Source organism: Variovorax sp. GW822-FHT04E09, assembly GCF_058800845.1.
On the sequence record NZ_JBXAMR010000001.1, the window covers coordinates 1,210,241 to 1,223,362 of the forward strand.

Consider the following 13,122-nt stretch of genomic DNA (forward strand, 5'->3'; position numbering starts at 1 on the left):
GCTTCTAGCTCGCGCGGCTGCGCGAACTCTTGCGCGGGCTCTCGGTGCGCGCCACGCGCGCGGCCTCGGCGGCGGCGTTCACCTGCTCGACCCACAGCAGCGCATCGACGTGCGCCATGAAGCGCTGCAGGTACTGCGGCGACAGGTCGCGCATCAGCGTGAGCGCGCGCTGCACCAGGTGGTGCGTGTTGAGCGGGCCGGCGTTCTTCGGCACCTTGGCGAGCGACTGCGTCACGCGCTGGTCGGCGGCGAGCTTGGACCAGGTGCCGCGGAAGTAGCTCAGCGTCTTGAGCTCAGGCGCGGTCGAGAGGCTGGGCACGGTGTCACCGTCGGTCGCCTCCGCGTCGGGCGGCGGCGGCAGCGGCGCGAGCTGGGCGATGTGGTTCATCAGCTCGGCGAGCGCGGTGTGCAACGGCGCCTCGGCCGGCGCTTCGGCCTCGGGTGCGACCTTCTCCAGATCAGCGCGGTAGGTCGCCATGAGGCTGGCCAGTCGCGCGTCCAGCAGGCGCCGTGCCTCGCCCTCGTGCGCCGCCGCGCGCTGCGCCATCGCCTCGATGAAGCGGAAGCGCACCGGGTCGAAGCGGTCATCGCCGCGCGCGCGCCAGGCGTCGAGCGCCGTGATCGCGTCGACCTGATCGTCCGGTGCGGTGTCGTTACTCACGGGGCTTCGCAGCGTCGGGTGCGTTCTTGGGTCGGGGCGTCGGCGCCATTTCCACGCGCCGGTTCTTCGCGCGGCCTTCGGCGTCGCCGTTCGAGGCCACGGCCTGCTCGGCACCGAAGGCGGCGGCGAACACCGACGACGAAGGCACGCCCTCTTCGATCAGCGCGCGCGTCACGGTGAGCGCGCGCTGGGCCGACAGCTCCCAGTTGTCGGCGAACAGGCGCGCGCCGTCGCGCATCTGCCGGTCGTCGGTGAAGCCGCTCACCATCAGGATCTCGTCGCGCGCCTTCAGGTAGGCGCCCAGCGGGCCGGCCAGACTTTTCAGCAGTTGCCGGCCGCCGGGTTGCAGGTCGGCGGAATTGAAGGCAAAGAGCACACTGCCGCTGATGCCGATGCGGCCGTTGTTGAGCGTCACGCGGCCCGCGGCAAGCGGGCCGGCCAGCGCCTGTTCGAGCGCCTCGCGGCGCTGCGCTTCGGCGCGGCGCTGCTGCACCTCGGTTTCAAGGCGGCTCGCCAGGTCCAGCTGCATGCCGAGCACGCACACCAGGATCAGCACGAACGCACCCAGCATGCCCGCCATCAGGTCGCCGAACACCGCCCACACGGGGACGGTCGGCTCCAGGCCGGCGTCGAGGTCGATCTCGTCGCGCACCATCTCAGGCCTCGCTGGTCACGGCGGTCTGGCGGCTGGCGAACTGCTGCAGGTCTTCGACGATCTGCTTTTGCGACATGATGCTCAGGTCGATCACCTCGCGCGCCTGCGCCACGTAGTAGGCCAGCTGCTCGTCGCTGCGCGCCAGCGACTTGCCCAGCGCGCCTTCGATGCGCTGCAGGTGCGCCACCAGCTTGTCGTTCGATTCGCCGAAGCGCTGCACGGCAAAGCCGAAGGCCTCGCCCAGGCTCGCCACCTCGACCGCGCCGCCGGTGATCTGCGCGGCGATGCCGGCCATCTTCTCGGTCTCGCTCTCGACCTTCTCGGTGAAGCGGCTGCCCACGCGTTCCATCATGTCGGCCGAGGCCGTGACGAGCGCGTCGATGGCGCTGCGCTGTTCGGTCGAGGCGTGGTTCACCGCGCCCAGCAAGGTCTCGAGCGTGCCGAGGATGCGGCTGCGCTCTTCGAGCATGTCGTTGTCGCGCGCCATGCCGTCGGACAGCTTCTGGCGCAGCTCGGCGATCACGTCGGCCGCGGCCTTCGGGGCTTCGGCCGCCACCTGCAGCAGCTGCGCGACTTCGGCCACGGTCTGCTTGGCGTTGGCCTCGGCCTGCGCCGACATGTCGCGCACGGTCTGCGCCAGCGTCTCGCTCATCTGCTGCTGCTGGCTCAGGCTGTGCGCGCCGGCCTGCTGCCATTCCTTCTGCAGCGAGGCGGCCATGGTTTCGAGCGAGCCGCTCCAGGCCGCGAGGCGCTGCGCATCGCGCGTGGCGAGCTCGGTCTGCAGGTTGGCGTGCGCCTCGCGCACGGTGTCGAGCAGCGAGGCGGCGGCGCGGGGCGCGTCCGACGCGGCCTGCAGCAGCTGCGCGACTTCGGCGACGGTCTGCTTGGCGTGCGCCTCGGCCTGCGCCGACACGTCGCGCGCGGCCTGCGCCAGCGTGTCGCTCAGCTGCTGTTGCTGGCTCAGCGTGTGCGCGCCGGCCTGCTGCCATTCCTTCTGCAACGACGCGGCCATGGCTTCGAGCGACTGGCTCCAGGCCGACAGGCGCTGCGCATCGCGCGCCGCCAGTTCGGTCTGCAGGCTGGTGTGGGCCTCGCCCACGGTGCGCAGCAGCGCCACCGAATGCTGTTCGAAGGTGGCGGCCGCGGCGGCGAGCGCCTGGTGCGAATCACCGGACAGTTTTTCGCTGACGCGCTGGTGCTGCGCGAGCGCGCTGCCCCAGGTGTCGGACACGCTGCCCACGGTGCTTTCGAGGCGGGCCGACACGCCGTCGACCAGCGCGGCCGAGCGCTGCTCGAAGGTTTCGGCAAAGCGTTCGAGCGTGCCGCGCAGGTCGCTCGACAGCGCCCCGCTCGCGCGCTCGTGTTCGGCCAGCGCAGCCTTCCAGGTGTCGGCCACGCCGGCGGTCGAGGCCTCGAAGCGGCCCGTGAGGCCTTCGAGCTGCCGTTCGACGGCCTGCGCCATGCCGCCCTGCAGCGACGCCGCTTCGCGTGCGATGCCGAGCATGGCCGCCTCGACCACGGGTTGGATCGTCGCGCCGGCGATGCGGGCGGTGTCGGTGAGGCTGTCCTTCAGCGAGCGATCGACGGATGCGGCCAGGCCGCTGTAGGCGGCTTCGGCCTTCTGGTGGAAGCTGTCCTGGCTGGCGACGAGGCGCTCGTTCTGTGCCTGGCCCTGGCGCTCCAGCGCGGCCATCATGGTCTGCAGCTGGCCGACCAGCTCGGGCATCACCTTCGCCACCGGCTGGATGGTTTCACCCGCAATGCGGGCGCTGTCGGCCAGGCTGTCCTTCAGCGAGCGGTCGACCGAGGCGGCGAGCCCCGTGTAGGCAGCCTCGGCCTTCTGGTGGAAGCTGTCCTGGCTGGCCACGAGGCGGTCGTTCTGCGCCTGGGTCTGGCGCTCCATCGCGGCCATCATGGTCTGCAGCTGGCCGACCAGCTCGGGCATGACCTTCGCCACGGGCTGGATGGTTTCGCCGGCGATGCGGGCGCTGTCGGCCAGGCTGTCTTTGAGCGAGCGGTCGACCGAGGCGGCGAGCCCCGTGTAGGCGGCTTCGGTCTTCTGGTGGAAGGTGTCCTGGCTGGCGACGAGGCGTTCGTTGATCGACTGGCTCTGGCGGTCCATCGCGGCCACCATGGCCTGCAGCTGGTCGACCAGCGCGGGCATCGCGTGGGCCTGTTGCTGCATCAGCTTGAACGACTCTTCGCGGCGGTGCGCCAGCGAATGGCCGCGCAGCGACGTGGCAATGAGCGTGTCGAGCGCCTGCCCGGCCAGCAGGCGTTCGCGCCGGCACAGCGCCGAGGCCAGGCCCAGCATGGCCGACGCGGCCACGCCCGCCACCGAGGTGCCGAAGGCCAGGCCCAGGCCGCGCACGGGTGCCGACAGCGAGTTGCGGATGGCCTGCACGTCGGTCGCGCTTTCGAGCGCCAGCCCCGTGCCGTTGAGCGTGACCACCATGCCCAGGAAGGTGCCCAGCATGCCCAGCAGCACCAGCAGGCCCGCGAGGTACGGCGTGAGCGCCGGGCCCGGCAGGCCGACGCGCTCGCCTTCGATGCGCAGGCGCACCGCGTTGCGCAGCGAAGGGTGCAGGCCGGCGAGCCAATCGCCGAGGCTCGCCGGCGGCGCCGACAGGTCGTTCACCGCATGCGACAGCGTGCCGGTGGCCTGGTGGAAGCGGTGCAGCTCCAGTGCCCCCATCAGGTAGAACGCGCCGATCAGCGCCGTGATCACCAGGGCCAGCGGGTTGTGGCCGACATAGCTGGCACCGACCCAGCACACGACGGCCAGGCCCACGAGGAAGACGGCGTAATGGAAAAATCTGTTCATGGAAGCTTGTTGTCTCTTATGGGGCTAGCGATCGCGAAGGGCTTCTAGCAGGCCTTCGACCGGTTGCATGCGAATGTCCAGTTCAGCCCGCAGCACGCTTTGCATGTCACGGCCGAACACGTCCAGCCAGCCGGCGGCGGTCGCTGGCGGCTGGGGGTTGTCGGGATTGGCGTCCTGCGCGGCCTGATGGGCCTCGCGCAAACGCTTGAAATGTTTCTCCAGCAGCGTGGGCACGCTCGCCAGCAGGCTGCGTTCGCGGGCGCCCACCACCTGTTCCAGGATGGCGTCCACCGCGGCCAGCCGGGCCAGCTCGGGCGAGCGGGTCGCGAGCCGGGCCCGCAGGCGCGCGCGCAGCGGTTCGATGGCTGTTTCCATGGCCTGCTGCCGCGCGAAGTAGCGGCGGCGGTACGGCGGGAAGTCGTCGTTCGCGCCCGGCAGTACCGAGGCCACGCCGCCGTCGGCATTGCCCTTGGCCAGCGCGGCCTTCAGGCGCGCGCACTCCTGCGCCTCCTCGGCGCCCTCGGACGCCCGGGCGCCGGACACGGCGACGCCCAGATCGGAATCCAAAGCTGCAGACAAGGAGATGGCGTCGGTCCAACTGAACCACTGACTCAAACGATCCGCGAGGGCTTGCCTGGATTCGGGAACGTCGATGTCGCTCAATTGAGCGAGCAAGCGAGTGAGCGCCGAGCCGGTGAAGCCTGTGCGCCGTGACACTTGCACCATACCGCGAGAGAGGGAGAAAACCGGGCAGTTTACACCGGTCAACTGGCGGCTTTCCCTCTGTGAACTGGTGCACAGGAAGCGCGGGAGAAGTGAAACGGGGTGTGACCGAAACCGAGGAAATCGGGGCGCGAATACCTAAATCAGGTGAGTGCGCTTGTTTACATTTGTCGTAAGAATGAATACTTTCAATTCCCAGTAGCCGAAGAGCCGCAGAGCTTGGTCAGGGTGGGATCTGGACAGCATGGTCACTCTGACAAATGTCGTCGACTCATTCGGTTTCCGCCTGCCCCTGCCACCTTGCTGACATGGACCGCCAGCCGCGCAGAGGGTGGATGCGCCTGTTGCCCTGGCTGCGCCTGTACCGCTGTTCCAACTGCAACAGGATGCGGCTCCTGTCCAAGCAGAAGGTGGACAGCGCCCGCCTCCTGCACGCGGCCCAGGTGCGCGCACGCGGGGGCTGAGGGCGTCGCCCCCGATTTCCCTGCTATCATTTTTTTGTTCGCGCGCCCTGCGCGAACCGGGCCGAGGACGACCTCGGTCTTGCACCTTCACCTTGCAAGGGACGGCCCTTTCCTGACTTCTCGCGAAGTTTCGACATGGCCGCACTGCTCCCTTCCTGGCGCCTCGCCGCGCAACGCTTCTTCTCCCGTTTCCGCCTTCCTCGCACCACCGTGCCGGATGCCTTCCGGCTGACGCTCGGCGCCGTGCGCCTGCACGTGCGCACGGGCGCGACCCGGCTGTCCTACCGCGCCGAATGCCCGCGCGCGTGCACCGCATCGGGAGCCGCGCGATGAACGGTCTTGATCTGCACTGGCCCGCGCTGACCATGGCGGTGGCCCTGGCCTATGCCGCCTGGCATGCGCGCCGCGAAGGCTGCGAGCTACGCGACGTGAAGGCCCTGTGGGCTGCCAGCGGGCTGAGCCTCGCTGGCAGCGGCCTCCTGGCCCTGGCTTCCCTCTTGATGTCGGAGTGACAACGCCCATGACAACAACACCCTCCCCCGCCCGCCTCGTTCCGCCCGCCACCTGGGCCCTGATCGCCGCCGCCTGGCTCGTGGTCGGGCTCTTCGTCGCCTTCGGCGACCGCTGGCTGGCCGCGCCGATCAGCCCCGTGGTGGCCGGCTGCGTCTTCCTGGCGCTGTTCGTCACCATCCTGGCCGCCTCGTTCGGCGTGGTGCACGAGGCGGACCACCTGGCGCACCAGCTGGGCGAGCCGTACGGCACGCTGATCCTGACGCTCTCGATCGTGTCGATCGAGGTGATCCTCATCGCCTCGGTGCTGCTGGGCCCGGGCGAGTTTCCGACCATCGGGCGCGACTCGATCTTCGCCGTGATGATGATCATCCTGAACCTCGTCATCGGCATCTGCCTGATCGCGGGCGCAGCCCGCCACGGCGACCAGGAATACAACGCGCAGGGCGCCGGCGCCTACCTGTCGATGATCGTGCTGCTGACCGGCACTGCGCTGGTGCTGCCCAACCACAGCTCGGGCGCGGGCGAGTTCACGCCGGTGCAGGCGATCGGCATGTCGGTGCTCACGGCCGTGCTGTACGGCGCGTTTCTCTGGATGCAGATGCGCAGCCACCAGCGCTTCTTCATCCAGCCGGCGCCGGGGCGGATGTCAGTGCGGGCGACCGCACCCTCGCCTGCCACGCAAGCCGATCACGCCCGCCTGGACAAACGCGCCGTGGTCGTTCGCTCGCTGCTGTTGCTCGCGATGATCCTGCCCATCGTGCTGCTCGCGCACTACCTCGCGGTGGTCACCGACTACGGCATTGCCGCGGCCGGCGTGCCCGCGGCCGTGGGCGGCGTGCTCATCGCCATCATCGTGTTCACGCCCGAGTCGATCACCGCCGTGCGCGCCGCGATGAACAACGAGATGCAGCGCGCCATCAACCTTTGCCTGGGCGCCTTCGTCTCCACCGTGGGGCTCACGGTGCCGGCCGTGCTGGTCATCGGGCTGGTCACGGGCAAGCAGGTGCTCATGGGCATCTCGGGCGCCGAAACCCTGCTGTTTGCGGTGACGGCGGTGCTGAGCCTGCTGAGCTTCAACGGGCAGCGCACCTCGCCGATCCAGGGGTTCATGCACCTGATGCTGTTTGCGGTCTACGGGATGCTGCTGTTCCTGCCCTGAGGCCGCGCAACCGGGTTACCCCGCGGCCTGCGCCTTCGCCAAGGCAGGCGAACGCCCCGTTGAGGTACCTTGCCCTCTCCTAGGCCTCCCCAACCGGCACCACGCCCTCTCGCCGCCCTCTGCAGCGGCCTCATTTATCCGCATGCAATCCAATGCAAATATAGTTACCAAACGTTAATGGAACGAGATTTCAATTGCATCTGAACACCAAAGTAGTAATGTGAACTCGTCACACGTTGTGGTCTCAGGCAAGAAAAATGTATTCCAAACTGTCACTGCCGAGCGCTCCCGTCCGTACCGCGATTTCCCGCGGTGCCTGACATGGTCCATGCACCGGATGCATCCCCATGCGAGCGCACGGCTCCGCCCCCAGCATCGACGCCAGCCTGGCGGCGGATGCGCTCATGGTGGGACGCATGCGGCTCGTGCTGTCGATCTCGGCTCTGCTGGCGATCACGGTCGACGCCGCCGATAGCCGGCAGCAGGTCCCCGCAGCGGTCTGGCTGGCCTTCTTCGGTTACATCCTTCACAGCCTGCTGATCCACGTCTGCACGGCGATGGGGCGGCCCTACTTCCAGGGCCGAACCATCCACTGGTCCGACGTGCTGTGGTTCACGCTGATCATGGCGGTGACCGACGGCACCCACAGCCTGTTCTTCCTTTTCTACTTCTTCGCCATCCTCACCTCCTCGTTCCGCTGGGGCTTCGAGGAAGGCGCCCGCGTGACGATCGCCTCGGTCGCCTCCTTCGCAGCCTGCGGCCTGGCCACGGGCACGGACGACACGCCGCAGCTGCTGATGCGCACCGCCTTCCTGCTGGCGCTGGGGCACATGATCGTGTACTGGGGCGGCTCCAAGCTGGCGCTGCAACGGCGCCTTGCCCTCCTGGGCGAAGTGAGCCAGCTGTCGAACCCGCGCTTCGGCGCCGGACGCACCATCGCCCGTACGATGGAGCGCACGCTGGCCTTCTTCAAGGCCAGCCACTGCATCCTGCTGACGCGCGACCGCGCCACCGGCACCTGGCTGCTGCGCACACTGCGCGAGGACGACACCTGCGAGCAGGTGAGCATCGAGACCATCGGCCGCCTCGCGGAATCGCCGCTCATGGCCCTGACGCCCGACAGCGTCGTGCTCAGCAACCGCCTGCCCTGGCCGCTGAACCACCTGCGCGCGCAGCACCGTGTCTTCGAAGCCGGCACGACCGCCTGGCGCAGCGCCGACGAAGCAGGCGCTGCGCACTGCACCACCATCGCCGCCCTGCTGGAGGCGCGGGCCTTCATCAGCGCGCCGCTGCCGATGCGCCTGGGCGAAGGCCGGGTGTTCATCTCGTCGCGCGACGGGCGGCTGGGCAAGTCCGACGCGCTGTTCCTCGCCCACCTCATGGAACAGATCTTCCCGGTCATCGAGACCATCGAGGTGCTCGATCGCATGGCCTCGGAAGCCGCGTCGACGGAGCGCCTGAAGATCGCGCTCGACCTGCACGACACCGCCATCCAGCCCTACATCGGCTTGCGCATGGGCCTGTGCGCGCTGCGCAAGCGGGCCGCCGCCGATAACCCGCTGCGCGAAGACCTGGACAAGCTCGCGGACGTGGCCGACGGCGTGATCGCCGACCTGCGCCGCTACGCGGGCGAAGTCAGGCACGGTGCGAACGACGATCCCGGCGGGCTCGTGCGGCCCCACCTGGAACGCCAGGCCGCGCGGATCAAGGGCCTGTACGGCATCGACATCGACATCGTGATGGCCGTCGACGGCCCGCTGCACCTGGACGACCGGGTCACCGCGGAGCTGCTGCAGATGGTGAGCGAAGGGCTGAACAACATCTGCAAGCACACCCATGCGCGCCACGGCAGCGTGCGCATCGACTGCAAGAACGGCCAGCTGGCGTTGTGCATCGAGAACGACGCCTGCCAGGAAAGCTTCACCGCCTTCCACCCCCGCTCCCTCACCGAGCGCGCCGCGGCCCTGGGCGGCCAGGCGCATGTCGACCGATGCGCGAATGGCGGCACGGCGGTGCGGATCGAAATCCCGATCTGACCGCTCGCCGCACACACAGGAAGGAGTCCGTCATGCAAACCCTCGACCATCCCGACCATCCCATTGCCGTGCTGCTCGTGGACGACCACAAGACCATGCTGTGGGGCCTGTCGAAGCTGATCGACGGCGAACAGCCGCGCATGAAGGTGGTCGGCACGGCCAGCTGTTGCGACGAGGCGGTGGCCACGGCGCAAAGCCTCGCGCCCGATGTCATCGTGCTCGACCTCGACCTGGACGGCCACAGCGCGCTGGACATCCTGCCCCGGCTGCTGACCAACGAGGTGTCGCGCGTGATGGTGCTGACGGCCGAGAAAGAGCAACGCACGCTCGACCTGGCCATACTGCGCGGCGCGCGCGGCGTGGTGGGCAAGGACGCCTCGGCGCAGCAGCTGCTCGACGCCATCGAGCGCGTGTTCCGTGGCGAGCTGTGCGTCGACGCGCAGACCATGGGCCGTGTCTTCTCCGAACTCACGTCGGCCAGGAAGCCGCCGAAGGCCGACCCCGACACGGCGCGCCAGGCCACGCTGACGCACAAGGAGCGCGAGATCATCCGCATCGTCGCGACGGGCTGCGGCGCCTCCAACAAGGCGCTGGCCGAGCGTGCCTTCGTCACCGAACACACGCTGCGCAACCACCTGTGCGCGATCTACCAGAAGCTGGGCGTCACGAACCGGCTCGAGCTGTACATCTACGCGATCAAGCACCAGCTCGACACGCTGGCGGCCTGATCCGTCCGCTGCAACGGCGCACGCGGCGCGCCGCGTGCGCGCGCCCTCTCACAGCTGCCCGGCCAGCATCGGCCCGATCATCCGGATCACGCGGATCGCCGCCGGCGTCAGGATCACGAGCGAGATGCACGGGAAGATGCACAGCACCAGCGGCAGCAGCATCTTGGTCGGCACCTTCGCCGCCAGCTCCTCGGCGCGCACCTGGCGCTTGTGGCGCAGGTCGTCCGAGAACACGCGCAGCGACTCCCCGATGCTGGTGCCGAAGCGGTCCGCCTGGGTCAGCATGGTGGCGAAGGTGCCTATCTCTTCCACGCCGGTGCGCAGCGCCAGGTTGCGCAACGACTTCTCGCGCGTGCCGCCGGCGCGCATTTCCAGGTTGGTCCAGTGCAGCTCCTGCGCGAGCGCCTGGCTCTTGATCTGGATTTCCTCGGTGACCTTGGCCAGCCCGGCGTCCAGCCCGAGCCCCGCCTCCACGCACACCAGCATGAGGTCGGCGGCATCGGGAAAGTTCTCGAAGATCTCGCGGCGCCGCGCGCGGATGCGCAGGCGCAGCACCAGGTTGGGCAGGTAGCAGCCGGCCAGCGCCGCCAGCGCGAGCCACAGCAGCATCGTCATGCCACCCTCCGACCCTGCCGCGCGCAGCACGAGGAACGCGAGCGCCGCGAAGCCCAGCGGCAGCAGCGTCTTCAGGCCGAAATAGAGGAGGTACGCATCCGGGTGGCGGATGCCGGCGTTCAGGAAACGCACGCGCAGCGGCGACAGATCGGCGTCGCCGGTCGGCGACGACAGCTGCGCGAACGGACCGACCAGCTTGACGGCGGTCTCGGTCCAGGACGACTTGCCGGCCGGCTGCGCCACCGCCTGCAGCCGCTGCGCGGCGCGCGTCGGGGACAACCACACCGCCAGGCCGATGACGGCCAGCGACACGGACAGGAACACCAGGATGGGAAACAGCATGGCCATGGCGCTTCTCCTTCAGACGTGGATCTTCACGATCTTGCGCAGGAGCACGATGCCCACCAGCATCAGCACCAGCATGTATTGCAGCACCGTCTGGCCGATCGGGTCGGTCCACAGCGGCGCCATGAATTCGGGATTGAAGATGTTCATGAGCGCCGCCAGGGCGAACGGCATGACGCCCAGGATCCAGGCCGACAGCCGCCCCTCGGACGACAGCACCCGCACCCGCGCGAGCAGCTTGAAGCGGTCCCGGATGAGCCGGCTCAGGTTGCCCAGCACCTCGGTCAGGTTGCCGCCCGAATCGCGCTGGATCAGCACCGACACCACGAAGTAGCGCAGGTCGGTGAGCGGCACGCGCTCGCTGAGGTTGGTCAGCGCCTGCTGCAGCGAGACGCCGAAATTCACCTCGTCGGCCACCAGGCGGAACTCGCTGGCGATCGGCTCAGGCATTTCCTCGCCGATCATCTGCACGCCGCTGGCAAAGGAATGGCCCGCGCGCAGGGCGCGCGTCACCAGGTCCAGCGCGTCCGGCAGCTGCTTTTCGAGGCGCTCCAGCCGCTGGCTGCGCTGATGCTGCAGGTACAGGACCGGAAGCACTGCCGCCACGGCCCCGGCCAGCAGCGCCAGCCACACGGGCTGGTGCGCCAGCCACACGGCGCAGAACGCGAACACGCCGAGCACACCGCAGGCCAGCAGGAAGCTCGACACCGTCCAGTCCAGCCCCGCCTGCAAGATGAAACGGTCCAGCCGGTGCGCCCGCGGCAGCGCCAGCAACTGGCGCTGCATCCAGGGCACGTCGCTGAGCATGCGCTCCTTCGCGAGATGGGCCTGCGGCGTGCGGTCGACCGCGGCGGACATCGCCTGCAGCCGCTTCTCGATCTTGCGCGCATCGGGCCCCTTGTAGGACCGCCACAGCAGGTAGAACCCCTCGATCATGAGCAGCGCGGTCACGAAGACCAGCACCGCGACCGTGATCAGCGTGTCACCACCCAGGTTGTCGAACATGGCGCGCTCCTATTCGTAGTGCTTTTCGGGATCGAAGATGGTGTCGGGCAGCAGCACGCCGTACGCCTGCAACCGCTCCATGAATTTCGGTCGGACGCCGGTCGCGTGGAAATGGCCGCGCACCTGGCCGTCGGGACCCATGCCCGTCTGGTGGAAGGTGAAGATCTCCTGCATGGTGACGATCTCGCCCTCCATGCCGGTGATCTCCTGGATGCTGGTGACCTTGCGCCGCCCGTCGATCAGCCGCAACACCTGGACGACCACCGTGATCGCCGAGGCGATCTGCTGGCGCACCGTGCGGTGCGGCAGGTTCAGGTTCGCCATGCCGATCATGTTTTCCAGCCGCGCCAGCGCATCGCGCGGCGAGTTGGCGTGGATGGTGGTGAGCGAGCCCTCGTGGCCGGTGTTCATCGCCTGCAGCATGTCGACCGCCTCGGCGCCGCGCACCTCGCCGATCACGATGCGGTCGGGCCGCATGCGCAGCGCGTTGCGCACCAGCGCACGCTGCGTGATCTCGCCCTTGCCTTCGATGTTCGTCGGCCGCGTCTCCATGCGCGCGACGTGCGGCTGCTGCAGCTGGAGTTCGGCCGCATCCTCGATGGTGATGATGCGTTCGGACTCCGGGATGAAGCCCGAGAGAATGTTCAGCAGCGTGGTCTTCCCTGCCCCGGTGCCGCCCGAGATCAGCATGTTGACCTTGGCCTGGGCCAGGCCTTCGAGCATCTGCGCCATCGGCGGCGTGAGCGACTTGAGATCGTTCACGAGGTTGTTCATGCGCAGCGGGATCTTCGCGAAACGGCGGATCGACATCATCGGCCCGTCCAGCGCCACCGGCGCAATGACGGCGTTGACCCGTGAACCGTCGGGCAGCCGCGCATCGACCATCGGGCTGGACTCGTCGATGCGGCGCCCGACCAGCGAGACGATCTTGTCGATGATGCGCAGCAGGTGCTTCTCGTCGGTGAAGCTCACGTTGGTCAGCTCCAGCCGGCCGCGCCGCTCCACGTAGATGCTGGTGGGCGAGTTGACCAGGATGTCCGACACAGTCGGGTCGGCCATCAGCAGCTCGATGGGGCCGAAGCCCAGCATCTCGTGCTGGATGTCGCGGATCAGCGTGCGCCGCTCGATGTCGTTGAGCGCCTCGGGCTCTTCCTGCAGCAGCCGCCCGACCATGGTCGAGATTTCCTGCCGCAGGGCGTCGGGCTGGAGGGTTTCGAGCGCCGCCAGGTCGAAGCGGTCCAGCAGCTTCAGGTGCATGCGCTCCTTCAGCAGCTTGTAGGTGTCCGAGGCGAAAGGCGACGTGGTCAGCTCGAGGACCGGCCCCGCTGGCCCCGCCGAGCGCGCGCCGGCATCGCTGTCGATCGCATTGAGTTGGTCCCTGAATGACATGTTGG

The 13,122-nt window shown here is 68.6% G+C and carries 12 protein-coding genes; 5 read left to right on the forward strand and 7 right to left on the reverse strand.

What is annotated here, in order from left to right:
• Window positions 1-4: 4 nt before the first annotated feature.
• From AC1RL8_RS05650 to AC1RL8_RS05665, 4 genes are read right to left on the reverse strand one after another with little or no spacing between them, the layout of a single operon-like run.
• A complete protein-coding gene (locus tag AC1RL8_RS05650; RefSeq protein WP_492684156.1) occupies window positions 5-661 on the reverse strand; it encodes a DUF2894 domain-containing protein in 657 nt (218 codons plus the stop codon).
• Complete coding sequence (locus tag AC1RL8_RS05655; RefSeq protein WP_492684157.1) at window positions 654-1,316, reverse strand: OmpA family protein; 663 nt, start codon at window positions 1,314-1,316, stop codon at window positions 654-656. The genes AC1RL8_RS05650 and AC1RL8_RS05655 overlap by 8 nt, the downstream gene beginning before the upstream one ends.
• Before the next feature lies 1 nt (window position 1,317).
• Window positions 1,318-4,140 carry a DUF802 domain-containing protein gene (locus tag AC1RL8_RS05660; RefSeq protein WP_492684158.1) on the reverse strand — a complete coding sequence of 941 codons (2,823 nt, stop codon included), beginning with the start codon at window positions 4,138-4,140 and terminating at the stop codon, window positions 1,318-1,320.
• 24 nt (window positions 4,141-4,164) lie between these two features.
• Window positions 4,165-4,866, reverse strand: coding sequence for a DUF3348 domain-containing protein (locus AC1RL8_RS05665; protein ID WP_492684159.1), 702 nt, complete (start codon window positions 4,864-4,866; stop codon window positions 4,165-4,167).
• A 596-nt stretch (window positions 4,867-5,462) separates the two neighbouring features.
• On the opposite strand from AC1RL8_RS05665, the gene AC1RL8_RS05670 reads away from it, so the two are divergent.
• The 5 genes from AC1RL8_RS05670 to AC1RL8_RS05690 all read left to right on the forward strand — a co-directional run bounded on the left by AC1RL8_RS05670 (window position 5,463) and on the right by AC1RL8_RS05690 (window position 9,763).
• Window positions 5,463-5,660: a hypothetical protein gene (locus AC1RL8_RS05670; protein WP_492684160.1), complete on the forward strand. Its 198-nt coding sequence runs from the start codon at window positions 5,463-5,465 to the stop codon at window positions 5,658-5,660.
• Window positions 5,657-5,839, forward strand: coding sequence for a hypothetical protein (locus tag AC1RL8_RS05675; RefSeq protein WP_139140231.1), 183 nt, complete (start codon window positions 5,657-5,659; stop codon window positions 5,837-5,839). The genes AC1RL8_RS05670 and AC1RL8_RS05675 overlap by 4 nt, the downstream gene beginning before the upstream one ends.
• An 8-nt stretch (window positions 5,840-5,847) precedes the next feature.
• A complete protein-coding gene (locus tag AC1RL8_RS05680) occupies window positions 5,848-6,999 on the forward strand; it encodes a calcium:cation antiporter (protein ID WP_492684161.1) in 1,152 nt (383 codons plus the stop codon).
• 347 nt (window positions 7,000-7,346) lie between these two features.
• Window positions 7,347-9,035, forward strand: coding sequence for a sensor histidine kinase (locus AC1RL8_RS05685; protein WP_492684162.1), 1,689 nt, complete (start codon window positions 7,347-7,349; stop codon window positions 9,033-9,035).
• A 32-nt stretch (window positions 9,036-9,067) separates the two neighbouring features.
• The gene (locus tag AC1RL8_RS05690; RefSeq protein WP_095745836.1) at window positions 9,068-9,763 is read left to right on the forward strand and encodes a response regulator; all 696 of its coding nucleotides are present in this window, start codon (window positions 9,068-9,070) and stop codon (window positions 9,761-9,763) included.
• A 48-nt stretch (window positions 9,764-9,811) separates the two neighbouring features.
• On the opposite strand, the gene AC1RL8_RS05695 is transcribed toward AC1RL8_RS05690, so the two are convergent.
• From AC1RL8_RS05695 to AC1RL8_RS05705, 3 genes are read right to left on the reverse strand one after another with little or no spacing between them, the layout of a single operon-like run.
• Complete coding sequence (locus AC1RL8_RS05695) at window positions 9,812-10,726, reverse strand: type II secretion system F family protein (RefSeq protein ID WP_159271410.1); 915 nt, start codon at window positions 10,724-10,726, stop codon at window positions 9,812-9,814.
• Between the two features lie 12 nt (window positions 10,727-10,738).
• The gene (locus tag AC1RL8_RS05700; RefSeq protein ID WP_492684163.1) at window positions 10,739-11,728 is read right to left on the reverse strand and encodes a type II secretion system F family protein; all 990 of its coding nucleotides are present in this window, start codon (window positions 11,726-11,728) and stop codon (window positions 10,739-10,741) included.
• Window positions 11,729-11,737: 9 nt separating this feature from the next.
• Window positions 11,738-13,117 (reverse strand): TadA family conjugal transfer-associated ATPase, encoded by a 1,380-nt coding sequence (locus AC1RL8_RS05705; RefSeq protein ID WP_492684164.1) that lies wholly within the window; start codon window positions 13,115-13,117, stop codon window positions 11,738-11,740.
• Window positions 13,118-13,122 lie beyond the last annotated feature (5 nt).